Here is a 24,260-nt window from a genome sequence, read left to right as displayed (position 1 = left end):
AAGTTAAGGCCTTCGCCGGCCGGGACCGACAGGCGTGGACGGAACCCCAAAACACGAGCACCGCGGGTCATTCTCCGCTCTCTTGAAAGCCGGGCTGGCAATCGGTCCGATGGTCGCGTTCGCCTTGCTGATCGCCTACCAGGCCGAGCTGTTCTGGCACCGCCAGGTCGCAGCCAACCTGAACACGCGTTTGGATGTGGCCGCAGAAAGCCTCGTGGCCGTGTATGACAACCTCGCGACCCGCGCCCAGCTACATGCAGCGCACCCGGCAATCGTCAACATCGCGCAAGCGCTCTCCGCTCCACGCGGCGGGGTCGACGCAGCAACGCGAGCGGCGCTGCATCCACGCTTGATCACGCACCTGAGCGGTCTCACCGACGCGCAGGATGTTCGCGGTCTGGCAATAGTCAGCGCCGACGGCCAGACGGTTGCCGCCACCGCCAACCAGCAATTGAGCCTGGACGACCCGCTACGTCGCTCGCCGAACCAGCTCGCCGCAGCCTGGTCAGGTCGGGCAGCTGCCGGCGTACCGCAGTTGATGGGCGACGATTGGCTGATTGCGGTGGCCGCACCGATACGCGATCGCAACGCGGCAACGGTTGCCGTACTCGCCTTGTACGTCGACGCAGAACCCTCTGTGTTGCGGACACTGCGCAGCGGTAGGAGCGGCGAAAGCGGCGAGGCATACATCTTCGATCGGCGCGGTGTGCTGCTCTCTGAACCGCGCTTCGCGCAGCGGATCCTCGACAAGGGCTTGATCGGCGCGGGGCAGAACGCGGTCGGCAACCTCAAGCTGACGACGCCGGATGGCGCCGGCTTGACCAGAATGGCCACCGATGCGGTAAACGGCATCGATGGCGTGGATACCGCGAGCTATCCCAACTACCTGGGTACGCAGGTGGTCGGCGCCTGGCGATGGCTGCCGCAGCAGCAGTTCGCCATTGCGGTCGAAGAAAGCAAACACGAAGCCTTCCATGGCCTGACGCTGATCCACACCGCCTTGTTCGCGTTCTTCGTACTCGCCGCCGCCCTGCTGTTGGCGATCATCCGCCTGGTCCGCGACCAGGCTGCCAACACCTCGCACCACGTGGCCATCGAGACCGCCGAAATCAACTCAGAGAAACAGAAGCTGCATGCGCTGTTCGACTGTGCACCTTTGGCGATGATCACGACCGACAACAAAGGCGCCATCAGCGACTTCAGCCTGCACGCCGAAGTCGTGTTCGGCCGCGATAAATCCAGCGTGCTGGGACAACGCATCAACAACCTGTTCGCCGAGCCTTTGCCGCAGTTCGACGACGGCACGACGTCACTGCATTTCGAGATCAAAGGGCGGCGCCCGAGCGGCGAACTGGTGCCGCTGCAGCTCTCGGTCAGTATCGCCGACACCGCCGAGGGCGAGATCCGCATCGTGATTGCGCGCGATATCAGCGACTACAAGAAAGTCGAACAGAACATGCGCGACGAGATGCGGCGGCGCGAGACGTTGGAAACCCGCCAACGCCTGTTGCTCGACGCCGCCGGCGAAGGCATCTTCGGGCTCGACAACCAGGATTGCATCACCTTCATGAACCCGGCCGGCGAGCAGTTGCTGGGCTATGGACCGGGCGAACTGCTGGGCCGCACCCTGACCAGCGCGGCAGCGGGCGGTCCGGCACTGTGCGCGGACGACAGCACGCTGACGCACAAGGGCAGAGGCGACGGCACCATGGGTACCGCCGGCGAGACACTGCTGACGCGTCACGACGGCAGCGGCTTCGAAGCCGAGTTTACCCGTGCTCCCTTGATATCCGATGGCATAAAGCGCGGCTCGGTCGTCGTATTCAGCGACATCAGCGAACGCAAACTCGCCGAGAAATATCTGATGCTGGCGGAGAACGTGTTCAAACACATCACCGAAGGTGTGGTGATTGCCGACCAGTCGGGCGTCGTGCTGCGGGTCAATCGCGCGCAATGCGAGATGGTCGGTTACGACGCCAGCGAGCTGATCGGCGAGAAACGCCCTCCCTACTATTCCGGCGAACACCCGCCGGTGTTTTACCAGCAGTTGTGGGACGCACTGGAATCCGATGGCGTTTGGGAAGGCGAGATCTGGAACCGCCGCAAGAACGGCGAACTGTTCCCGACATGGCAGACAATCGTCGCCATCAAGGACTCGCGCAACAAGGTGAAACAGTTCGTTGCGGTAACCCGCGACATCACCGAGCAGCGGCGCAGCGAACAGCGTATCCATCGCTTGGCGTATTTCGACAATCTCACCGGCCTGCCGAACCGCGAGCTGTTTTTCGATCGCTTCACCCATGCGATCCAGCGTGCATCGCGCCAGGGCGGCGGCATCAGCCTGCTGTTCCTCGATCTCGACCGTTTCAAGAACGTCAACGACGGTCTCGGCCACCCGGTAGGCGACCGCCTGCTGAAAGCCGTAGCGACCAGGCTGCAGGGGCTGGTGCGCAGTGAGGACACGATTGCCCGCCTCGGTGGCGATGAATTCACGGTGCTGCTCGAATCGATCAGCGAACGCGAAGCGGTCGAACGCGTGGCGGTCAAACTGATCGGTGCGCTGTCGCAACCCTTCGACATCGACGGCCACCGCCTGCATATCGGCACCAGTGTCGGCATCAGCCAGTTCCCGAACGATGGCGAAGACGCGGCTACCCTGGTGAAGAACGCCGATGCTGCGATGTACCAGGCAAAAGCGGCCGGGCGCAATAATGTGCAGTTCTATTCGGCCAAGATGTCGTCGTTCAGCAACGAAAAAGTGGCGATGGAAGAGCGTATGCACCGCGCCGTGCAGAACGAAGAGTTCATCTTGCACTACCAGCCGCAGTTCGATCGTGGCGGCCAAATCATCGGTGTCGAGGCCCTGGTACGCTGGCAAGACCCGGTGCTCGGACTGGTGCCACCGGGACGCTTCATACCACTGGCCGAAGAGAACGGCTTGATCATCGGCATCGGGGAATGGGTTCTGCGGACGGCCTGCGAGCAGATGCGACGCTGGCAGAACGAAGGTGCGCCCGAGATGCGCATCTCGGTCAATGTCGCCGGGCCGCAGATCACGCGAGGCGATATCGTCGCGACCGTGTCCGACGTGCTGCAGCAGACCGGGCTTGACCCCAAGTATCTCGAGCTCGAGGTTACCGAGACCTTCGTCATGGATCACGTAGCGCAATCCGTTGGCGTGCTGTCACATCTGCGCGACCTGGGCGTGCGTATCGCGATCGACGATTTCGGCACCGGGCATTCTTCGTTGGCCAGCCTGAAGCGCCTGCCCGCGGATACCCTGAAGATCGATCGTGCGTTCGTCTGTGACTTGCCCGAGGATCCGGACGATGTCGCGATCACGCGCGCCGTCCTCGCCATGGGCCAACAGCTGAACCTGGACACCGTCGCCGAGGGTGTGGAAACCGAAGCGCAGAAGGCGTTTCTCAGCCAGGAAGGCTGTGACCACTTCCAGGGCTTTTTGTTTTCGCGCCCCCTGCCGGCCGAGACCGTCGAGTTGCTTTGGCTGCCGCACCGTCAGTCCAGCCAGGCAGGTTAATCCAACAACGCAACCGCGCATTCCAGGCGTAAATACGCGACGTACCCGCATGCCGCTTTCGTGCGATCATGCGGGCTGTAGTTTCAAAGACGCCGACCATGCAAGACCTCGCTCCCCTGAATCTGGCCGCGATCGATGTGATGCACGTGGTGCCGCTCGGTGTGGCGTTTCTGCTCGGCCTTGTCGCCAAGGCGGCAAACCTGCCACCGTTGATGGGATTCCTCGCCGCAGGTTTCATTCTCGGCGCCTTGGGCATGCACGACACGCCGATGCTGGAGGAGATCGCCGACCTCGGCGTGACCTTGCTGCTGTTCACCATCGGACTGAAACTGCACGTCAAAGACCTGGCCGCCCCCGTCGTCTGGCTCACGGCCAGCGTGCACATGCTGATCACGACAGTTGTCGTGGCCCTGTTGCTCAGCGCGCTCGCACTTACCGGCCTGAGTTTCTTTTCCGCCTTCGATACGAACACGGCGTTGCTGATCGGTTTCGCCTTGAGTTTTTCGAGCACCGTATTCGCGGTCAAGGTATTCGAAGGGCGCGCCGAGATGAGCGCTATCCACGGCCGGATCGCGATCGGCCTGCTGATCGTGCAAGACATCTTCGCGGTGGTCTTCATCGCCATCTCGGCGGGCAAGGTGCCGAGTGTCTGGGCATTCTTATTGTTTGCCCTGATCCCGTTGCGCCCCCTGTTCTTCCGGCTGCTTGAGGCCGTCGGCCATGGGGAACTGCTGGTATTGATGGGCTGGTTGTTGCCGCTGGTGGGCGCCGGGCTGTTCGAACTGGTCGGCATCAAGGCCGACCTCGGCGCATTGGTGTTGGGTATCCTGCTCGCCGGTCACGCCAAGACCAACGAGCTGGCCAAGTCGTTGTTGAGCTTCAAGGACCTGTTCCTGATCGGCTTTTTCCTGTCGATCGGCCTGTCCGGCGAACTCAGTTGGGCGGTGCTCGGTGCCGCATTGCTCCTGGTGCTTCTGCTGCTGCCGCTCAAGGCCCTGTTGTATTTCCTGCTGATGACGCGTCAGCACATGCGCGCGCGCAGCGCGACGCTGGCATCGGCCGCGTTGACCAACTTCAGCGAGTTCGGCTTGATCGTCGGTGCGATCGGCGTCACCAACGGTTGGCTGGACGGCAGCTGGCTGTCGGTGCTGGCGGTTGCCCTTGCACTGAGCTTCCTACTCGCTTCACCGCTCAACGCGATGTCGAAACGCCTGTACGCCCGCTGGCGTCATCCGTTGCACCGCTTCGAGACACGCACGCGCCTGCCGGGCGACGATATGATCCGTCCCGGCAAGGCACAGGTCGTCGTGTTCGGCATGGGCAGGGTCGGCACCGGTGCATACGACTATCTGCGTTCGATCTGGGGCGACGTGGTACTGGGCATCGACATCAACGCCGATTATGTGGATCGCCACAGCGCGAAAGGACGCAATGTCGTACTCGGCGACGCAACCGATGCCGATTTCTGGGCACGTGCGGAACGCAGCGGACGGGTCAAGCTGGCCTTGCTGGCGTTCTCCGACCACGAGTCGAACATGGCGGTGGCGCGCCTGCTGAAAGAGCAAGGCTTCGAACTCGAACTGGCATCCGTCGCCCACTATCCCGACCACGAAGAGGCGCTGCGCAGTGCCGGCGTCAATGCAGTGTTCAACTTCTACGCAAGTGCGGGCGAGAGTTTCGCCGAGCATGTCGCCGAGGAGTTCGGCGATCGTATCGACAAAGAGCTAGGTCAGCCCGCATAACAACGGCCGGCAGGCGTCGAATGCAACCAAATCACCCTCGGTGCCCCCCTAACGGCATAGTCACGATTGAATTTAAGTATTAGATTTCTCTAATTTTATTCACTACACTGCCATGCCTTTCGACAAGCAGCACCGCGTAAGGCCTCCCCGATGTTCCCCCTCACCTGTCCCGGCAAGAAATGTATCAAGAACGACGTATTGTCGGGTCTGACCGTCGCACTCGCGCTGGTTCCGGAAGCGGTTGCTTTTGCCTTCGTCGCCGGTGTCGAACCGATCGTCGGCCTCTACGGCGCCTTCATGATGGGTCTGATCACCGCGCTGATCGGCGGACGTCCAGGCATGATCTCGGGCGCTACCGGCGCCATGGCGGTGGTCATGGTGTCGCTGGTCATGGAGCATGGTGTCAACTACCTGTTCGCCGCGCTGCTGCTTACCGGTGCGATCCAAATTACGGCGGGCCTGCTGCGCCTGGGTAAGTTCATCCGCCTGGTGCCGTACCCGGTGATGCTGGGTTTCGTTAATGGCCTGGCGATCGTGATCTTCCTGGCACAACTGAAGCAATTCGAGGTACCCGGAGCCGGCGGCACGAGCGAATGGCTGGGTGGCACAGCATTGTGGGTGATGCTCGGGCTGGTCGCGTTGACCATGGCCATCATCCATTGGCTGCCGAAGCTCACGGTTGCAGTCCCGGCCTCGCTCGCCGCCATCCTGTCGGTCAGCCTGCTGGCGATCGGCCTGGATCTCGACGCGCGCACCGTTCAGGATGTGCTGCGCGACATGACCGGCGACCCCGCCGCGACGATCGCCGGCGGACTGCCGAGTTTCAGTCTGCCGAGCGTTCCGCTGACCTGGGAAACCTTCAACATCATTCTGCCGTACAGCGTGATCCTCGCCGGCGTGGGACTGATCGAGTCACTGCTGACGCTCAACCTGATCGACGAGATCACCGAGACACGGGGACGCGGCAACAAGGAGTGCGTCGGCCAGGGCGTGGCCAACTCGGTCAACGGCCTGTTCGGCGGCATGGGGGGCTGCGCGATGATCGGCCAGTCGCTGATCAACATCAATTCCGGCGGGCGCGGCCGCCTGTCGGGCATCACGGCCGCGGTCTTCCTGTTGATCTTCATTCTGTTCGCGTCCGACCTGATCGAGATGATCCCGGTGGCAGCTCTGGTCGGCGTGATGTTCATGGTCGTGCTCGGCACGTTCGAGTGGGCCACGTTCCGCATGTTCGGCAAGGTGCCGCTTTCGGATACGCTGATCTCCGTCCTGGTGGCGGTCGTCACCGTGATCGCCGACCTGGCCATTGCGGTCGTCGTTGGCGTGATCGTTTCTGCGCTGGTGTTCGCCTGGGAACACGCCAAGCAGATGGGCGCAAAAACCTTCATCGACGAATCCGGCACCAAGGTGTACGAGCTGCGTGGCCCGCTGTTCTTCGGCTCGATACATGCGTTTCACGAACTGTTCGATCCGAAGAACGATCCAAGCAACGTGGTCGTGGACTTCTACGACTCACGCGTCGCCGATCACTCGGGGCTCGAGGCGATCGACACCTTGGCGGAACGCTACAAGCGCATCGGGAAAACGCTGCACCTCAAACACCTCAGCCAGGAGTGCCGCAACCTGCTCGAGCAGGCGGGCGATCTGGTCGAGGTCAACATGGTGGAAGACCCGAAATACCGGGTTGCCGACGACCGTCTGGCGTAGCGTCGCGAATCGGTTACTGCACGCTTCCGAAAGACAGGCTCAGCGCCCCCGCGGGTATCGGTAGTCCGGCCAACTGACAGCCCTGCGCCACCGGACCGCCGGGAAACAAGGTGTACAGATAACGCATGCCGCCGCGCCCGTGAAAGCGCTCGTCCAGCGCATCGTGCAGCTCACGAATACGCACGTCCGGTTTATCGTGCTTCGCAAAATATTCCTGCAAGGCACACATCGCCTCGAAATGGTCGGCATTCAACGCCAGCCCCTGCTCATGCGCGAGCCGTTCGGCATAGTGTTCGCTCCAATCCTGGGGAGCGAAGCGATAAGCCGCTTCGGCGGTCTTGCCGTAGTCGCGGATCAGGTTTGCCATCATGACGTCATCCTCCGTTGTATCCTTGAGTACCACTGCCATCAGGGCTCCCGCCGCAGCGACCGGCGGACGGGGTTTATGGAAAGAACTATAGACCGCGCACAAGGCCTATAAAGGCTTTGCGTCATCGACATTGTCGACAGTTCACATAGACGCATCTCGAATCAGAATCAGCTTATATAACCCGGTTTCCATTGACGGCCGAGACATGTTATTTCTGCGACATTAACCGAGCCCGAACCGAACTGCGCGAGCCCTCGCTATGACCGATACCTTCAAAGCCCTCGTTCTCGATCAACAGGACGGCAAGACCGTCAGCACAATCCGCGAACTGAGCAACGACGATCTGCCCGACGGCGACGTGTTGCTCGACGTGAGCTACTCGAGCCTCAACTACAAAGACGGCCTGGCCATCACAGGCAAGGGCAAGATCGTTCGAAGCTGGCCATTGGTGCCGGGTATCGATCTGGCCGGCACGGTTCGCGAATCGCACAGCGACGACTTCAAATCGGGCGATGAGGTGATATTGACCGGCTGGGGTGTCGGAGAGAAATACTGGGGCGGCTACAGTCAACGCCAACGAGTACGCTCACAGTGGCTGGTCGCATTGCCATCGAACCTGACCGCGCGCTCGGCCATGGTGATCGGCACAGCCGGGCTGACCGCAATGTTGTGTGTCATGACCCTCGAGGAAGCCGGCGTCACCCCGGACAAGGGTACGGTCGTGGTTACCGGCGCCTCGGGCGGCGTCGGCAGCATCGCGGTCGCTGTCTTGGCCAAGCTCGGTTACAGCGTAGCCGCAGTCAGCGGCAAGGCCGATGCCGAGCCGTTCTTAAAGAAACTGGGCGCCACCGAGATCCTCACGCGCGACGAGATGTCGCAAGCGGCGCGTCCACTCGAAGGCCAACGCTGGGCAGGGGCAGTCGATACCGTCGGCAGCACAATGCTCGCCCGCGTCCTCGCCGAAACCCAGTACAACGGATGCGTCACCGCGTGCGGTCTGGCCGGCGGCGCCGATCTGCCGACCACCGTGATGCCGTTCATCCTGCGCAACGTCAGCCTGCGCGGCGTCGACTCGGTGCAATGTCCGGTAGAACGTCGCAAGGCGGCATGGCAGCGACTGGCAGCCGACCTGCCGTCGGCTTTGTTCGACGACATCGAGACAACGGCCTCACTTGAACAGCTCCCCGACCTCGCCGAACAGATCACCTGCGGCAAGATCAAGGGACGGGTCATCGTCGACGTCAATGCCTAGCAAGCCGGTTTCAGGCTAGTCAGGACGCTCTTCGGATTCGATTGCCGGCTGATTGTGCAGGTGGACCGGTTCGACCACGACCGTCTTGCGCAGCCGCATGTTGAGCATCTCCACCGCCAGCGAGAATGCCATCGCGAAATAGATATAGCCCTTCGGTATGTGGAACCCGGCACCCTCGCCGACCAATGCCACGCCGATCAATATCAGGAATGACAGCGCCAGCATCTTGATCGTCGGATGGCGCTCGACGAACTGCCCGACGGGGCCGGCGGCCCACATCATGATCAACACGGCGGCAACGATCGCTGCAACCATGACCGGCACGCGATCGACCAAACCGACCGCGGTGATGACGGAATCGAGTGAGAAGATGATGTCGAGGATGCCGATCTGAACCACGACGCCGATGAAACTGGCGGCAACCTGTTTGCCGACGCTGTGTTCCTCTGGGCCTTCGAGCGACGAATGGATCTCCATCGTGCTCTTGGCGATCAGAAACAGGCCGCCGAAAAACAGAATCAGGTCGCGACCCGATACCGCGTGCCCCAGCAGCTCGAACAGCGGCGTCGTCAGCCGCATTACCCAGGCCAACGACAGCAGCAACAGGATGCGGGTACCCATGGCCAGCATCAGGCCGAAACGACGCGCGGCCGCACGCTGCGCTTCCGGCAGCCGGTTGGCCAGTATCGTGATGAAGATGATGTTGTCGATGCCCAGAACGACTTCCAGCGCGGTCAGCGTGACGAACGCCGCCCAGGCACCCGGGTCTGTGAATAGCTCGATCATGATGCTGCCAATGCTCCGACACCCTCGTGTAGCAGCGCATTGTGCGTGTTTGTTTTCGACAATCCCACTCCCATTGGCGCATTGCTCCTACGGAACACCGGGTGTCGCCGACAGTTCACGGTTTCGCTCGTCGCTGCCTGGACATTGCCTGCCGGCTGCAAGACACTGATGCGAACTCAGCATGGCACTGTTTGAACCGCGCATGACCAGATCTGCGATCGCCGTCGTCGATACATCAGCCTTCGTCGCGAACTATCGCTACGCGAAGTCTTTGGCGCCGCGCGCGCGGGCACTGGCCGTGATCAAGGCGAACGGCTATGGACACGGCGCTGTTCGCCTCGCCCGGTGCCTGGGCGACGAGGCCGACGCGTTTGCCGTCGCCTGTACCGAAGAGGCTATGGAACTGCGCGAGTCGGGCATTCGGCAGCCGATCGTCCTGCTTGAAGGTGTGTTCGAGCCACAGGAAATCGACAATGCCGCGTTATGCGCCTTCGGCATCGTTATACATGCCTTGCATCAGGTGGAATGGCTCGAACGCGCCAAACCATCGCAGCAGCTGAACGTATGGATAAAGATCGACACCGGCATGCACCGGCTCGGCTTCGCGCCCGATGAACTGTCGAGCGTGCTATCGAGAATCAAGGCGATTCCACATGTTGCCGACATCGTGCTGATGTCGCATTTTGCCCGCGCCGACGAGACGGCCAGCGATGCAACCGAGCGCCAACTGGCGTTGTTCGATCGCGCCGTGGCCGGGCAGACTCTGGCATGTAGCGTGGCCAACTCGGCGGGCATCATCGCCTGGCCCGGCGCGCACCGTGATTGGATTCGCCCCGGAATCATGCTGTACGGCAGTTCGCCGATAGCCGATCCGTCCGACACGCCTTCACCGCTGCTGCCGGTCATGCACCTGGAGTCACGCCTGATCGCGGTCCACCAGCTCGCGGCCGGCGAGAGCATCGGCTATGGCGCCCGCTATACCTGTGAGCGCGAGACGCGGGTCGGTGTGGTCGCCATGGGGTATGCCGACGGTTATCCGCGGCATGCAGTCGACGGCACCCCGGTAGCGGTCAACGGGCAGCGCACCCGACTGATCGGGCGCGTCTCGATGGATATGCTCACGGTCGATCTCAGCGACCAGCCGCATGCGCAGGTAGGCGATCACGTTCAGTTGTGGGGCGACCTGGTCAGCGCCAACGAGGTTGCCGCCTGCAGCCAGACCATCTCTTACGAATTGTTTACCAAGGTCACCCGGCGCGTTCATTTCCGCTATCGCTGAACCCCTCGACGGCGAAGTCGCCTCTATAAAGACTGGAATCGCCACGCCGATAACCAAGCATGACGGTCAAGAAAATGATTCCCGTACTCGCTGGCGGCGGCACACGCCTGCCGGCGCACGTCGGCATCCTCAGTGCGCTCGAGCAGCTGGACTACCAGGTTGACCAACTGGTGGGCGTATCCGGCGGCAGCATCGTCGCGTCGCTGTTCGCTTACGGCCATTCCACCGCGCACCTTAAAAAGCTGGCGTTCGACGTCGACTTTCGCCAGTTCCGCGGATTCTCAATCAAGCGCCTGATGCGCTGTGGCGGACTGTCGGACGGATCCTGCTTCGAGAACTGGCTGGACAACCAGCTTCATGGCGCAACCTTTGCCGACCTCGAACGCGACTTGCACGTTGTCGCAACCGACGTGCGTTCCGGCGAGCCGGTCATCTTTGACCGCGAACACACACCGGACTTCACCGTTTCGCGCGCGGTTCGGTTTTCCATGGGCATACCGCTGTTGTTCACGTTCGAGAAATATCGCAATCACCTGATGGTCGACGGCAGCATACTTGCCGAGGACGCCTTGTACCGGTCATGGACAGACGACGATACGCCAGTGGTCTATTTCCGCCTGCGCTCGGCCAAGGAAAACGTGCCGATCGAAGAATCCCGAGTCTTTCCATTGCCGGACTACGTCACGATGCTGATCAGAACCTTTATGACCAGCATTTCGCGCGAGTACATCCATGACCGCTTCTGGCGCAACACCGTCGTGATAGAAACCAGCAACGTCTCGCCGATTGAATTCGCCATGACGGCGGAACAAAAACTGGACCTCTTTGAGCGTGGCTTCGAAACGACACGTTCCGTATTGCCGTTGAAACTGAACGGCGTTTCGCTGCCGGACATGCCCGTCGCTGAGTCGTGAAACCCACGCGCTGAGCGAATAACCGTTACGATTCGGTCTTTCAAGCGCATGCGCTCGACGCCGATAATCCTCCTTGAAAAGAAAACCCAGGAGTTCCGAGTCATGAGATTCCCAGCCATTGCGGCAATAGCCGCGCTGCTTGCGGCAAACGTCCATGCCGACAATTCAACGCTCGATGCTGCGATCGGAGGCGGAATCGGCGGTGCAACCGGCGCGGCAATCGGCAACGAGGTCGGCGGGCGCGAGGGAGCCATTATTGGCGGCGCCATCGGTGGCGCTACCGGAGCGGCTGTAGCAACCGACAAAGCAGGCGAGGCCGTTGCGCCACAAACGCACTCAGCTCCCCACCCGCGGGCGCGTCCAGCACAGCCCTACTACCATTGCCCGCCCGGACAAGCGAAGAAAGGACGCTGTTGACACGTCATATCATCGCGTCGTCTTACAGCACGAAACGGCGCAGCCTCAACGAATCGACAGATCGACCCGATCAGCATGAACAGTAATAACGACTCAAAAACAGGTTCAAGCCGGCGCCGTTGGCGCGCACTGCTGTTGGCCACGGCGATGACCGCCATTGGCGCCGCGCAGGCCGCCGACCCCCTGGCCACCCGCTATTACGAAGACGCCGTTGCGCGCTTCAACAACGACGACCCCAAAGGCGCTTTGATTCAGTTGAAAAACGCCTTGCAACGCGATCCCGGGCAATTGTCCGCAAAGATCCTGCTGGGACGCGTGCACCTGACGCTGGACGATCCGGTCGCGGCCGAAGAGGAACTGGTGCAGGCGCAAAAACTGGGCGCCGACCCACTGCTGGTTGCAGGGCCGCTGGCAAAGGCGCGTAACGCCCTGGGCAAGTACGAACTCAATCTCGAGTCGATCATTCCCACCCGTTTTCCACGCAGCCAGCAACCGGACCTGTGGGAGCAGCTAGGCATCGCGCGGCTTGAAACCGACGATCCCGCAGGGGCCACCATTGCGTTCCAGGAAGCACTGCAGATCGATCCGACACATGTCGGCGCCAAGCTGGGCCTGGCCAAGATTCCGCTCAAACAAAAGAAGTTTGCCGAAACCTCGCGCCTGGTCGACGATATTCTGTCGGTCGCACCGGACAATGCGGAAGCATGGTTCGTCAAAGGCTCCGCTACACACGCGCTGGGCCAGTTCGATGAAGCGAGCAAGGCCTACAACCGCGCCCACTCGCTCGACCCGAATCACCAACAGGCCGCGCTCGGCGAAGCAACGGCAATCCTCGAATCGGGCGACGCGGCGCGCGCAGTGGCGTTGCTGGAACCGCTTGAACGGAAGTTTCCGGCCGTCGCCACGATTCCGTATCTGCGCTCGGAGGCACTCAAGGCGCTCAACCGGACAGCAGACGCCGACGCCGCGCGCGCCAAGGCATCCAGCCTGATCAGCGCCTACTCGTCGGCGGATGTGTCGAATCGAGGCGCAGACCTGTTGCTGTACGGCACCATCGCGTTCGAGGGTGGGCAGCTCGAAACCGCGTACCAATTCTTGTCGGCCTATGTCGACGGGCACTCCGGCGACGCCCAAGGTCGCAAATTGCTCGGGCGCATCCTGCTGGCGATGGGCAAACCCAACGATGCACAACGCGTCTTGCTGCGCCTTTCCGCCAACAATCAGGCCGACGCCGAGGCGTTGGCATTGCTGGGCGATGCGCATATGCAATCGGGCGATGAAGTCGCCGCCGAGCGCTATTACCGCGACGCCCTGGAAAACTACAACGGCGGACCGGCACTGGTGCGACGCCTGGGCATGACGCAGTTCTACAGCGGACAGCGTGATCAAGCTCTGCAGACGCTCGAATCGTTGGTCGAACAGACCAGCGGCGCGGCCAAAGCGGATTCATCGCTGTTGCTCGGCATGCTGTACTACAGCGAGAACCGCTTCAATGAAGCCGGCGGTGTCGCCGACCGGCTGGTGAAGGAATCGCCCGACAACCTGACGGCGCGCAACCTGCAAGCGCTGGTTGCGGTCGCTCGCGGCGACAGCGCGCAAGGCCGCTCGATCCTCGAGAGCATTCTGGCGAAAGACCCGACGTTTCGCCCGGCACGCTACAACCTGATCAAGCTCGATGTCGCCGAGGGGCGCACGCAACAGGCCGGTGCGGCGTTCGCCGAGCTGCTCGCTACCGACCCCAACGACACGCGCGCGCTGCTCGAGGCTGCGCGCTTCGCACTCAAGCAGAACAACGCCAGGCTGGCGATCCAACACCTGGAAAAGCTGCACGAACTCGAACCCAACAACGTCCTCGGCAACATCGAGTTGATCAATACCTACCTCGCCGTAGGCGACACCGCATCGGCCGCGACCAAGGCAGCGGCACTCAATCGCGCCGTGCCCAACGATTACCTGGTCACCGAGACCCTTGCCCGGGTCCAGCTCGCCGAAGACGACAAGACCGGGGCGACGATCACCCTGGGCGACGTCGCCCGTTTCGCAGGCGAAGACGTCGAGCGCCTGATGCATACCGCGCGCCTGTTCATCGTGGCCGACGATGCCGATGCCGCTGCCTGGGTACTGTCGAAAGTCTTGGCGGTCGACCCCGATGCACACTTCGCACGCAACGAGCTGGCCACCGTGTATTTCCGCCAGAGAAAACTGGCCGACGCGGAAGCTGAAGCACAGGCCGTGCTGCAGCGCGACGCGAAGAACGCCCATGCCATGGCGCTGCTCGGCGACATTCGTCTGGCGCAGCAGAAGCCGGCGGAAGCCGTTGGCTACTATAAGAAAGCGCGTGAGATTCAGGACTCGCCGCAATTGGTCATCAGCCAGCATCGCGGCTTGATCCGCTCCGGCAAAGAATCGGACGCCCTCAAGGTGCTGAGCGATTGGAACGCACAGCATCCCGGCGTAGCCGCAGTGGTTCGCGTGCTCGCGCGGCACCAGATGTTGCGAGGAGACCAGAAGGCAGCTCTTGCGCTGCACGAGGAACTCGTCGATTTGACTCCGGATGACCCGATCGCCTGGAGCAGCCTGGCGGACGCCTTGTCGACCTACGACACCGAACGGGCCTTGAAAGCAGCCACCAAGGCCTATGAACTGGCGCCCGACAACCCGGCCGTGCTCGACACACTGGGCTGGACCCTGACCCAACTGGGCGAACTCGAACGTGGCCTTGCCCACCTGCGGGACGCGTTGGCACGCAATGGCCGCTCCCCCACCATTCGCTACCACCTCGCCGTGGCGTTGCAGGAATACGGCAACGCGTCGGCTGCCAGGCGCGAATACGAGAACGCCTTGCGGATGTCGGATGATTTTCCCGAGCGCGCCGAGGCAGAGGCACGACTGAACGCACTGCAAGCGACGAAGTGACCGGCACGGCGCAGTGCTGTCGAGTTTCTTTACATCTGGGAAATTCCTGCTTGGTCCACCACGCGGCCCACGGGCTAACGAATTTTCTTCCCAATTGGGCTGCTGCGGTAAATCGTTGTTTTTGCGATATAGTTCGCAACTAATGATTTAAAGGCGTAAAGATAACAACGATCTAGGCATATTTTCTGCTAGCGAAATAACAAAGAACCCAAACAACTCACTGTTTCAACGATCACAGGCCGGGAAATGAATATTCTAAAATTCGCAGCGCTCGCCATTCTGGCCGGCGCTTCCAGCACTGCTTTGGCCACGTTCTCCCACAAAGGTGGTGGTAACCACTGTGGCGGAGGCAACAACGGCGGTGGCGACCCCACCCCCGAATGCGTCGTGACCTGGGATTTCACCAGCGGCAGCAACGTCAATGGCGATCCCCTGACCTATACCGGCACCTCGACCGCCGGTGGTTCTTATAGCTTGGTGTTGCAGGGCTTCACTGTCGGCCGCCACAAGGACAACAACGGCAACACGCTCGGTTACAGCGGCCAAATCGGTGACGGTGCGACCTCGTACACGACCGATGGAACCGTCCCTCGCTACGGCATCGGCGTTCACTCGCCGGGCGAAAGCACCCACTGGGGCAGCAAGATCGACAACATCAAGAACAGCGGGCAGTCGCAGTACCTGCGTGACGCCGTACTGTTCGACTTCGAATCGTGCGTGGTATCGGTTGAAGAGATCAGCCTGCTAAAGGCCTACAATGGCGCCGACACCGATTTCGAGCTGTGGGCCTACAGCGGCGCCGAACTTGAGATCAACAACCTCGCCGGTCCTGGCCAGATTCCGGACTACGACACCTGGGCGGGTAATGGCGACTGGACCCTGATCACCCAGAACTATGGCGACTCCAGCGACCGCACGGTGTCGATCAACAGCCCGGTAGCATCGCGTTACTTCGTTTTGATCGCCGGCGCGAATAAGAAACACAACAACGACGCCTTCCGCATCAGCGGCCTGACGGTCAGCTGCGACCCGGCACACTGTGAGCCGAGCGAAGGCGGTGGCGATCCGGGTGTACCGGTTCCCGGCACCCTGGCACTGCTCGGCATCGGCGCACTTGCGACCCGCCGTCGCTGGGGCCGCAAAGCGAGCTGACGCAAGTCGCTCAGCGCAAAAAAAGCCCGGCTTGGCCGGGCTTTTTTGTGTCTGAAAAAACGACGCGAAAGGCGCGCCGAAAACGCCTTCAGTCAGGCAACACGATGTTCAGTTCGAGTATCTCGTGACCCTGATCGTGTTCCACATTGACCGAGACGGCATCGTTGTCGACCGCAACATACTTGCGGATCACCTTGAGCAAATCTTTCTGCAACTGGGGCAGATACGACGGGCCGCCACCGCGGCGGTCGTGCGCGACCAGGATCTGCAGCCGCTCTTTGGCGATCGCCGCCGAACCGCTGGCCTTCCGCTGTCGAAAGAAATCGAGTAACGCCATATCAGCCCCCGAACAAGCGGCCCAGAAGGCCTTTTTTCTCGACATTCAGGAAACGGTGCGGCAGGTCGTCACCCAGGTACCGTGACACCATATCGCCATAAGCCTGGCCCGCACTGCTCTCACGATCCATGATCACAGGGACGCCCGCGTTGGATGCGTTCAGCACCGACATCGATTCCGGGATCACACCGATCAGGTCGAGCGACAGGATCTCCTGGACATCTTCCAGCGACAGCATTTCACCGCGCTGAACGCGCTCCGGCGAATAGCGGGTAACCAGCAGGAACTCGCGTATCCCCTCGAGATTCTGCTCGGCGCGCCGCGACTTGCTCGACAGGATGCCGATCATGCGGTCCGAGTCGCGCACCGACGACACTTCCGGGTTGGTGACCACGATCGCGTCATCGGCGTAGTACATCGCCAGCGTCGCGCCCTTCTCGATTCCGGCCGGCGAATCGCACACGATGTAATCGAACTCGCGGCTCAAGTCCTCGAGCACTTTCCCCACGCCCTCTATCGACAACGCCTCTTTGTCGCGCGTCTGCGATGCGGGCAGGATGAACAGGTTGGGATTGCGCTTGTCTTTGATCAGCGCCTGCCCGACGTTGGCGTCGCCCTGAATCACATTAACGAAGTCGTAAACCACGCGGCGCTCGCAACCCATGATCAGATCCAGGTTGCGCAGACCTACGTCGAAATCGATGACCACGGTCTTGAAACCGCGCTCGGCCAGACCCATTGCGAATGCCGCACTGGTCGTGGTCTTGCCCACTCCTCCCTTACCGGAGGTTACGACGATGATTCGAGGCAACTGATCGCTCCTATGGACGCCTGGTCCACGCTAGATGGTGTGAGGACGGGCCACGCTTCACAGCAGCTCGAATTTCAGCGCATCTTCCACAAGGGAAATCTGCACGGCCCGTCCTAGATAACGATTCTCAAGGTTCTCGCTGACCCGATAACGACCGGCGATCGAAACCAGATCGGCACCGAGGCTGCGACAGAATATGCGCGCTTCGGTATTGCCGGACACGCCCGCCAACGCCCTGCCGCGCAGCGGCCCATAGGCATGGATATGGCCCTCCGCCATCACCTCCGCCCCCGAACTGACGCCGGCCAGCAGCACCAGGTCGCCATTGTCGGCGAAGATTCGCTGGCCCGAGCGCACCGGCTTGTCGACGATCAAGGTCGGCACGGCCGGCTTTGCGGCGCTACGCACCGGCTGCGGGCGATTGACTGTCGCTTTGCGACCCGCCGGGATGATAGCCATTTCCAACGCAACGGCCTGTTCACGCTGTTCCGGCGACGCACCGCGGATACCCACCGGGATCATGCCGTGTCCACGCAACATACCGACGATCATCGGGAAATCGGTGAGCAGGTCGGTGTCCGGCAGGGCAGAGATGTCGATTGCGACCGGCGCCTGCTCAAAAAACGACGGCAAGCGGGCGACTTGCCGGGCGAGAAACGCGTCGAGCGCGTTCACGTCAAGATCACGCAATACCAGGGTCGGCAGCGTGTATTGGCCCGCTTTCATATCGAAAGCAGCGGGCGCTTGATCGGTACGTGGAGACACCTCGGACATGCCTGGTCACTACTCTCCGGCAATCGGCTTGTTTGTTGATTTCGGGCTCAGAGTCTATCCGAAATCGCCCTGCCAGGTAGCGTTTGCTTCACAAATTATCCCGCTCGAATCGGGCCATCCGGTGCATCGCCGGATTTCGGCGTCAATTCGGCAGAATCGGATTGATCGCACCCATCGGGCCGGAGATCTGATGGACATTCTGGCGCATCACGGCCATGCCCCCGGTGATGTGATTCATCTGCTCGCCGATGCCTGCCATTGCCGAGGTCACGTGCAGCATATCGGCGTCGATGGCCGCCATTTCGGCATCCATCGCCTGCATACTCTCACGCAGGCGCGGCATGATAGAGGTGATCTGCGCCATGTTCGTCGTGATCGGCGACATATGCTGAATGTGATCGTCGAAGCGATTCACACGGTCGGCGATCAGTTCCATGTCCTTGTCGACGCGCGACAGGTTTTTGTACATCGAATCCATGTTGCTGACGATGCCGTTCATGTCCTGATACAGCACCGTTACGTAGTACACGTTGACGAAGGCCAACACGGCCAGCAGGATCGAAATGACGAGGATCACCTTGTCGGTGATCTTGAAGTGACGATGACGCTCGTCAAGATGCAACTGCGTCTCGCGCCCAAGACGGGCCATGACCTGAACGATCGGCGCACGTGGATCGACACTCATTCTCGCATCCTCGCTGTAAGGTGTTTGCGCCGTCCTTCTGGTCGGCGCACGGCTGTCATGGGAACGGGAACATCTTGTTCAGTGTTCGGGCCGGTTTCGCCATGCGGTGCATCTCGGCACTCATAACCTGCACTTCGTGATTCATCGCATTCATCGTGAAGGCGATGTTCTCGACGTTGAGCCGGGTGCCGCCCATCGCCTGGGCGATGGTCAATACGCTGTCCTCAATATTGCCGGTACTGACCGCAATCGCCTTGAATTCGACTTCGAGCACTGCGGTGTTTTCCTGTATCTCTTTCAGGTTGGCGACCTGCTGCTCCATCGAGATCAAGTCCTTGGTAATGTCGTCCATACGGTCGGATACCGCAGTGAAATGGTTATTCATTTCTCCGACGACGTCTGAGATACGCGTGATCTGCGAGCTCAACGTAAGCAGCAGGATCAGGATGGAAAATGCAATAAGAAACAGAATGATCAGGCCGGCCCGGATGCTGTAGTTGAGCCGGTCGCCGAGTTTGTTCTTGACGTCGATCTGGCTCAGAACGATACCTTCGAAGGAACTCAGCGCCCTCAGGTACTGCTGCTGCAGAATGACGTCGTCGTTGCTTGTTCTCGGCTCTTTCTGGTCGTCGGCCATCGATCAATCGTATCCCACAAACTGAAACGTCGAAACCGGCAGGCCGGCGGCTCGTTGTTACATGGTGTGAGGTTCAAATCCGTCCGCTCAACCAACCAACAGATCCTCGGCTCCGTCAACTGCTTGGCAACCGGGCTACGCCTTGCCGATATGACACGCTGCCATCCGATGTAAAGACATCGGACAGATGTGATTTATGGATTCTGGCACATTCGCCGTGGGCCTGTCCCAACATTGTTTAAGTAAACCGGCAGTGCGCGTCCGCGATTCGCGCCGTACGCGATCAGCGTCATAGCTGCGGCAGACACCAGGCCTCGCGGATGAGGCGCCCGATCTGGGTGGGCGGTACCGGCTCGGAAAACCAGTACCCTTGCGCCTCCGGGCAATCGAGCGACAGCAGGGTATCGAGCTGATCCTGTGATTCGACGCCTTCGGCGACCACATTCATGTTCAACATGCGACCGAGCCCGACGATCGTCTTCACCACCGATACGCTGTGCGTTTCGCTGTGTATCGTCTGCACGAACGACCTATCGATCTTCAACGAATCATAGGTACAACGCTGCAGATACGACAGCGATGAATAGCCGGTACCGAAATCATCCATGTGCAGTTTGATGCCGTGTTCGCGCAGCGAGCGCAGTGCCACCTTGATCGCATCACCATGATCCATGCAATCGCGCTCGGTGATCTCCAGCGAGAGGTCTTTGGGCCGGATACCCGACTGCCGCACGATGTCTTTAACCCGCTGTACGGACTGAACCTCGCGGAACATATTGGCCGATACGTTCACACTGACCCCCAGCGTCTCACCATCGGGAAATAGGTTGCGCCAGGAATGCGCCTGACGGCAGGCCTCCTCAAGCACCCACCAGCTCAGCGCCGACAGCATGCCGCTGTCTTCGACAACGGCGAGAAAACTCGACGGTGAGAGCACACCCTTGGTGGGGTGCCGCCAGCGCAGCAGGGCTTCGAACGCCACGATTCGGCGCTCGGCAAGGGTAACGATCGGCTGGTAGAAAACGGCGAATTCACCCTGCGCCAAGGCCCGCCGCAGATCGGTCTCGAGATTGAGGCGGGATACGGCAGCCTGGTGCATGGTCTGGTCGAAGATCACGGTGCCTTCGGTGTCGGAGCGTTTTGCCCGGTACATCGCGAGATCGGCGTCGCGCAGCAGTTCTTCCGGCGAATTGTATTGTTCGGTTATCACGGCAATACCGATGCTCGCGCTCGAATACATACCGCGACCGGCGACCGAAAACTCACGCTCGAACAGATGGTGAATCCGCTCGGAAACCTGGGCAATGTCCTGCTCGTCTTCAATATCGGCCACCAGCACGGCAAACTCGTCGCCGCCCATACGTGCCACCGTGTCGCCCGGCCTGATAACGCTCTTCAGACGACGGGCTATCGACACCAGGAGACTGTCGCCCGCCGAATGGCCGAGGCTGTCATTGACGATCTTGAAGCCATCGAGGTCGAAATACAGCACCGCAAACTGCAACGCAGGGTTGCGCTTGTAGCGGCGCAGCGCCTGCATCAGGCGGTCGATGAACAACACGCGGTTGGGCAGCCCCGTCAGCGCATCGTGCAGCGCACGGTGCATCAGCTGCCGCTCGGTCTGCTTGCGCTTGGTGATACTGCTGATGGAACCGGCCATACGCACCGCCGAATCCCCGCCGTCGGTCAATACCACACCGCGCGCATAGACCCAGATGTAGTCGCCATTCTCATGCCGCAAGCGGTGCTCGTGTTCGAAGTGATTGCGGTCGCCGCTGACCGGCGGGATCATCAAACCTTTGAGTTCAGCGATATCTTTTGGGTGGACGCGTTTGAACCAGTCGTCGAGATCGCCGACCGTCGTCTCATTCTCGAGGCCGACGAGCTCGTTCCAGCGTGGCGAAAAGTAGGCCTGCCCACTGACCGCATCCCAATCCCAGATGCAATCGTTGGCTCCCTCGACCGCCAAGGCATAGCGCTCTTTGACCTTGATGAGATCGCGCTCGGCGCGCTGCCGCTCAATGGCGTAGACAATGGCGCGATGCAGCAACGCGGCATTGACTTCGCGCTTCACCAGGTAGTCTTGTGCACCACCGCGCACCGCTTGCGCGGCGATGCGTTCTTCATCGCAGTTCGTCAGAATGATGATCGGCACGCCGCGAACCTCGGCGGCCAATCGCTCGAACCCCTCAAGCCCGCGCGCACCCGGAAGATGAAGATCGAGGAGAATCACACCGGGCGACCTCTCGCCGGCGATCGCCGTCAATGCCTGATCGATGCTGCGGACATGGGTGAGGCGGTAGATATGCGCATGCCGTTTGGCGAGATAAAGGCGGACGATGTCCGCTTCTTGCGGGTTGTCTTCGACTAGCAATACATCGATGACTTCGCCGTTGGTTGTCAACTATTGAACACCTGCCGTATTGTCGTACGCCTGTGTCGAATCAATGTGGTCTTCGACCGGCAACGAAAAAATGAAGGCGCTGCCGCTATCCGGCGTCGAGCGCACCCAGATTCTGCCCCCGTGGTTGCGGACGATGCGTTTGCAAATCGCCAGCCCCATACCGGTCCCTGGATAATCCGCCGCTTCGGCGGTACGTTCGAACATGCCGAACACGCGCTTGGCATCTTTCTCATCGATACCGATGCCGTTGTCTTTTACCCCGATCCGCCAGGCATCGCCGACACGTTTTGCACGTACGGTGATGCGTAGCGGTTGATCACTGCGGAACTTGATGGCATTGCCGATCAGGTTCTGAAACACGCGGTGAAAGTGGCGTCTATCGACGTGCAAGGTCGGCAAATCATGACCGACATTGACCTTGGCGCCTATCTCCTCGAGCGTCAAACGGTACAGACCGAGGACCTCGTCCAGCAATTCATTGAGATCCACCGGCGTCTTGTCCGGCGTTGCGTTTTCGATGCGCGAGTAGTCCAGCAACTCATCGAGCATCTCTTGCGTCCGCGCCAGGTTGAACTGCAGGTGTTCGAGTACATCGATACCGGATTTGTCTAGCTGGCCTTCGAAATCGGTGCTGAGGATGTCCGCATAGCGTTTTGCAAGCTGCAGCGGGTCTTGCAGGTCGTGCGAGACCGCGTAGACCAAAGACCGTCTTTCCTCTTCGGATCCCGCGTCGTGCGCCGCTACGATCGACGAATGGTGGCGCCATTCACTGTTTATGTTCTGCGTGGCGATATTAGACGAAAGGCGGGATAAGGCAATGATACCCGCACTGCTCTTCGGGTAAACGGCAGCGACGCCGTGCGGCACGCTCGCCTCCCCGTGTTCGATGTGGGCGACAGACGACAACAACACAATCAGCGCTTCCGGGCGATTGCGGGTGCAGGCGCCGACCAGTGTCTTCCAATCTGCCCAGCGTTGGCGTTCGTCGACGACGACAATGTTGAAAGCCTGCTCGGAGTGCAGGGCGTCAAAGAATGCCTCGGCGCTTGGCGCCGCGACGATGTTGATTTTGTTCGGGCTGGGTTCAGCGGCAATCAGCGCCGACATCACGGTGAGATCGGCAACCGACGCGCTGACAAACAGCACGTGGATCTGGTTACTCACGTTCGTTGTTTTGTCGGCACTTTTATACGTTCATCTGCGATGGTCGACGGCATCGTTGTGCGCCACCGTCTGCGGCACGCCAGCGCCCGCCAGGCGCGCTGAGGATATCCGCGGGCATAGCGCCCATCGCTTTGTTTTTTCTGTATAAATCATATCCAAAGCACGATAGATTCGCGATCAAATACATGCTGTGCCGACCCAGGAAATTTGCCACCGGACACGACGGCAATCCGTCGCTCGGGGGATTATTGGCCTCAATCCGAGGTTTTCCAGAACGCACTTCACCAAATTCGCCTTTAAAGGCATTCGGCAAGGCATGAACGTCCCAATTTCACTGCTTTTGTTGCACGACGCTTGCCCGATCCGATTTTCATCTAGTACTTTTAATTCCCTGCCGGAAGCGGTAAACGACAGTGTTCGCGCCCCAAAAGCTCATAACAACGAAACTATCGGTACCCTGGCATCGTCTCAGCTCTTCCGTAGTCAAACCGCCGACAACCATCGATGAAGATTAACGACCCTTTCGGACGCGTTTCCAGACGCAACCAGCAGCAATACGATACATTCCGACAGCAATTGCGAGAGATGGGCGTCGACAACGCCGACCAATGCCTCACCTTCACCCGCAATGCCACGTTAACTTTCGTCAAAATCGCTGCGGTGATGGCGGTGATCAGCCTCGTTGTGTTCATAGCGTTGCCGAAACTGATCGCGCCGCTCGTTGTTATCGACGTACTCGTATTGCTCTGGCTGGCTGGCAGTTATATACAGTTGCGCGTCCAGATGAACCGATACCGACGCGAAGAATGTGATGAAGCGTCACATTGACAACAACATTGCCGGGAGATTTCTTATGCTGAACAAACGTCTTTCATACCACTCGATCGGCCCTTTTTCCGTTGTGCTCCTGGCGCTTGTACTGGTGGCGGGCACCTTGTTTACACGCCCAGTATTCGCCAGCGATGTCGTCAAGGTCGTCTACCATGCCGATTTCGCGGACCCTCGCCGGTTCAGCGCCCTGCTGACCAGTGTCAACAACATGGTTACTCACTATCAAAACGACCTGCTTGAGTACGATGTGCGTATCGTGTTCGTCGCCCACGGCATACGTTTCGTTACCGACGACAAGCTGACAGGCACACCCTTCGAAGAAGATGCGGCCATGGCAGAGCGGCGTGAGAGCAACGCTGGACGACTGCAGTCCTTGCACAAGGTTCAGGGCGTAAAGCTCGAGCTGTGCGATATCACGCGCTCGCAGATCGGCCTGAGTGAAGACAAGCTGTACGAGGGTGTGGAGACGGTTCCTTCCGGGGTCGTCAGGTTGGCCGAACTACAGAGTGAAGGCTTCGCCTACATCAAGATTGAGTGAGCTGAC

General features: G+C 60.5%; 20 protein-coding genes. 11 read left to right on the top strand and 9 right to left on the bottom strand.

Annotated elements, in window-relative coordinates:
• Window positions 1–34 precede the first annotated feature (34 nt).
• The 3 genes from B1781_RS03555 (at window position 35) to B1781_RS03545 (ending at window position 6,987) form a co-directional block, all read left to right on the top strand.
• Entirely contained in the window at window positions 35–3,538 is a 3,504-nt protein-coding gene (locus tag B1781_RS03555) for an EAL domain-containing protein (protein ID WP_125931854.1), read from the top strand.
• A gap of 98 nt (window positions 3,539–3,636) precedes the next feature.
• On the top strand, window positions 3,637–5,280 hold the full coding sequence (locus B1781_RS03550) for a cation:proton antiporter family protein (protein ID WP_334223870.1): 1,644 nt from the start codon (window positions 3,637–3,639) through the stop codon (window positions 5,278–5,280).
• Window positions 5,281–5,430: 150 nt separating this feature from the next.
• Window positions 5,431–6,987 (top strand): SulP family inorganic anion transporter, encoded by a 1,557-nt coding sequence (locus B1781_RS03545; protein WP_078118344.1) that lies wholly within the window; start codon window positions 5,431–5,433, stop codon window positions 6,985–6,987.
• A gap of 13 nt (window positions 6,988–7,000) precedes the next feature.
• Here B1781_RS03545 and B1781_RS03540 read toward each other — a convergent pair whose 3' ends face one another.
• Window positions 7,001–7,396 (bottom strand): TusE/DsrC/DsvC family sulfur relay protein, encoded by a 396-nt coding sequence (locus tag B1781_RS03540; RefSeq protein ID WP_334223869.1) that lies wholly within the window; start codon window positions 7,394–7,396, stop codon window positions 7,001–7,003.
• Between the two features lie 220 nt (window positions 7,397–7,616).
• On the opposite strand from B1781_RS03540, the gene acuI reads away from it, so the two are divergent.
• Entirely contained in the window at window positions 7,617–8,609 is a 993-nt protein-coding gene (acuI, locus tag B1781_RS03535) for an acrylyl-CoA reductase (NADPH) (RefSeq protein WP_078118343.1), read from the top strand.
• A 15-nt stretch (window positions 8,610–8,624) separates the two neighbouring features.
• On the opposite strand, the gene B1781_RS03530 is transcribed toward acuI, so the two are convergent.
• Window positions 8,625–9,395 (bottom strand): TerC family protein, encoded by a 771-nt coding sequence (locus B1781_RS03530; protein WP_078118342.1) that lies wholly within the window; start codon window positions 9,393–9,395, stop codon window positions 8,625–8,627.
• A 202-nt stretch (window positions 9,396–9,597) separates the two neighbouring features.
• Between B1781_RS03530 and alr the strand changes: the two genes are divergently transcribed.
• From alr to B1781_RS03505, 5 genes are all read left to right on the top strand, one after another.
• Window positions 9,598–10,674 (top strand): alanine racemase, encoded by a 1,077-nt coding sequence (gene alr, locus B1781_RS03525; protein ID WP_078121908.1) that lies wholly within the window; start codon window positions 9,598–9,600, stop codon window positions 10,672–10,674.
• Window positions 10,675–10,733: 59 nt separating this feature from the next.
• Complete coding sequence (locus tag B1781_RS03520) at window positions 10,734–11,588, top strand: patatin-like phospholipase family protein (protein WP_078118341.1); 855 nt, start codon at window positions 10,734–10,736, stop codon at window positions 11,586–11,588.
• Window positions 11,589–11,636: 48 nt separating this feature from the next.
• A complete protein-coding gene (locus B1781_RS23545) occupies window positions 11,637–12,005 on the top strand; it encodes a glycine zipper domain-containing protein (protein ID WP_408646335.1) in 369 nt (122 codons plus the stop codon).
• A 75-nt stretch (window positions 12,006–12,080) separates the two neighbouring features.
• Window positions 12,081–14,921: an XrtA/PEP-CTERM system TPR-repeat protein PrsT gene (prsT, locus tag B1781_RS03510; RefSeq protein WP_078118340.1), complete on the top strand. Its 2,841-nt coding sequence runs from the start codon at window positions 12,081–12,083 to the stop codon at window positions 14,919–14,921.
• A 246-nt stretch (window positions 14,922–15,167) separates the two neighbouring features.
• The gene (locus B1781_RS03505) at window positions 15,168–16,073 is read left to right on the top strand and encodes a PEP-CTERM sorting domain-containing protein (protein WP_078118339.1); all 906 of its coding nucleotides are present in this window, start codon (window positions 15,168–15,170) and stop codon (window positions 16,071–16,073) included.
• Between the two features lie 88 nt (window positions 16,074–16,161).
• Here B1781_RS03505 and minE read toward each other — a convergent pair whose 3' ends face one another.
• The 7 genes from minE to B1781_RS03470 form a co-directional block, all read right to left on the bottom strand.
• Window positions 16,162–16,410, bottom strand: coding sequence for a cell division topological specificity factor MinE (gene minE / locus B1781_RS03500; RefSeq protein WP_078118338.1), 249 nt, complete (start codon window positions 16,408–16,410; stop codon window positions 16,162–16,164).
• A 1-nt stretch (window position 16,411) separates the two neighbouring features.
• Window positions 16,412–17,221, bottom strand: a complete 810-nt coding sequence (gene minD / locus B1781_RS03495) for a septum site-determining protein MinD (RefSeq protein WP_078118337.1) — start codon at window positions 17,219–17,221, stop codon at window positions 16,412–16,414.
• Between the two features lie 57 nt (window positions 17,222–17,278).
• On the bottom strand, window positions 17,279–17,995 hold the full coding sequence (gene minC, locus B1781_RS03490) for a septum site-determining protein MinC (RefSeq protein ID WP_078118336.1): 717 nt from the start codon (window positions 17,993–17,995) through the stop codon (window positions 17,279–17,281).
• A 142-nt stretch (window positions 17,996–18,137) separates the two neighbouring features.
• Window positions 18,138–18,680 (bottom strand): hypothetical protein, encoded by a 543-nt coding sequence (locus tag B1781_RS03485; RefSeq protein WP_078118335.1) that lies wholly within the window; start codon window positions 18,678–18,680, stop codon window positions 18,138–18,140.
• 55 nt (window positions 18,681–18,735) lie between these two features.
• Complete coding sequence (locus tag B1781_RS03480; protein ID WP_078118334.1) at window positions 18,736–19,317, bottom strand: hypothetical protein; 582 nt, start codon at window positions 19,315–19,317, stop codon at window positions 18,736–18,738.
• A gap of 289 nt (window positions 19,318–19,606) precedes the next feature.
• On the bottom strand, window positions 19,607–21,721 hold the full coding sequence (locus tag B1781_RS03475; protein WP_078118333.1) for a putative bifunctional diguanylate cyclase/phosphodiesterase: 2,115 nt from the start codon (window positions 21,719–21,721) through the stop codon (window positions 19,607–19,609).
• Window positions 21,722–22,885 carry a sensor histidine kinase gene (locus B1781_RS03470; protein ID WP_125931853.1) on the bottom strand — a complete coding sequence of 388 codons (1,164 nt, stop codon included), beginning with the start codon at window positions 22,883–22,885 and terminating at the stop codon, window positions 21,722–21,724.
• 585 nt (window positions 22,886–23,470) lie between these two features.
• On the opposite strand from B1781_RS03470, the gene B1781_RS03465 reads away from it, so the two are divergent.
• Window positions 23,471–23,713 carry a hypothetical protein gene (locus B1781_RS03465; RefSeq protein WP_078118331.1) on the top strand — a complete coding sequence of 81 codons (243 nt, stop codon included), beginning with the start codon at window positions 23,471–23,473 and terminating at the stop codon, window positions 23,711–23,713.
• Between the two features lie 25 nt (window positions 23,714–23,738).
• Window positions 23,739–24,254 carry a DsrE family protein gene (locus B1781_RS03460; protein ID WP_078118330.1) on the top strand — a complete coding sequence of 172 codons (516 nt, stop codon included), beginning with the start codon at window positions 23,739–23,741 and terminating at the stop codon, window positions 24,252–24,254.
• The last annotated feature ends 6 nt before the right edge of the window (window positions 24,255–24,260 follow it).

The sequence above is a fragment of the Thiosocius teredinicola genome, from assembly GCF_002009425.1.
In the GTDB taxonomy this organism is placed as follows: Bacteria; Pseudomonadota; Gammaproteobacteria; order Chromatiales; family Chromatiaceae; genus Thiosocius; species Thiosocius teredinicola.
The sequence above is the reverse complement of the archived record's forward strand: the minus strand, read 5'-3'. Positions and strand labels throughout refer to the sequence as shown.

Coding starts and splice junctions, on each gene's coding strand:
- minC (WP_078118336.1), bottom strand. CDS start 17,995: ATGTCCGAGGTGTCTCCACGTACCGATCAAGCGCCCGCTGCTTTCGAT.
- prsT (WP_078118340.1), top strand. CDS start 12,081: ATGAACAGTAATAACGACTCAAAAACAGGTTCAAGCCGGCGCCGTTGG.
- B1781_RS03485 (WP_078118335.1), bottom strand. CDS start 18,680: ATGAGTGTCGATCCACGTGCGCCGATCGTTCAGGTCATGGCCCGTCTT.
- B1781_RS03545 (WP_078118344.1), top strand. CDS start 5,431: ATGTTCCCCCTCACCTGTCCCGGCAAGAAATGTATCAAGAACGACGTA.
- B1781_RS03480 (WP_078118334.1), bottom strand. CDS start 19,317: ATGGCCGACGACCAGAAAGAGCCGAGAACAAGCAACGACGACGTCATT.
- B1781_RS03460 (WP_078118330.1), top strand. CDS start 23,739: ATGCTGAACAAACGTCTTTCATACCACTCGATCGGCCCTTTTTCCGTT.
- B1781_RS03520 (WP_078118341.1), top strand. CDS start 10,734: ATGACGGTCAAGAAAATGATTCCCGTACTCGCTGGCGGCGGCACACGC.
- minE (WP_078118338.1), bottom strand. CDS start 16,410: ATGGCGTTACTCGATTTCTTTCGACAGCGGAAGGCCAGCGGTTCGGCG.
- alr (WP_078121908.1), top strand. CDS start 9,598: ATGACCAGATCTGCGATCGCCGTCGTCGATACATCAGCCTTCGTCGCG.
- B1781_RS03505 (WP_078118339.1), top strand. CDS start 15,168: ATGAATATTCTAAAATTCGCAGCGCTCGCCATTCTGGCCGGCGCTTCC.
- acuI (WP_078118343.1), top strand. CDS start 7,617: ATGACCGATACCTTCAAAGCCCTCGTTCTCGATCAACAGGACGGCAAG.
- B1781_RS03550 (WP_334223870.1), top strand. CDS start 3,637: ATGCAAGACCTCGCTCCCCTGAATCTGGCCGCGATCGATGTGATGCAC.
- B1781_RS03540 (WP_334223869.1), bottom strand. CDS start 7,396: ATGGCAGTGGTACTCAAGGATACAACGGAGGATGACGTCATGATGGCA.
- B1781_RS23545 (WP_408646335.1), top strand. CDS start 11,637: ATGCGCTCGACGCCGATAATCCTCCTTGAAAAGAAAACCCAGGAGTTC.
- B1781_RS03530 (WP_078118342.1), bottom strand. CDS start 9,395: ATGATCGAGCTATTCACAGACCCGGGTGCCTGGGCGGCGTTCGTCACG.
- B1781_RS03465 (WP_078118331.1), top strand. CDS start 23,471: ATGGGCGTCGACAACGCCGACCAATGCCTCACCTTCACCCGCAATGCC.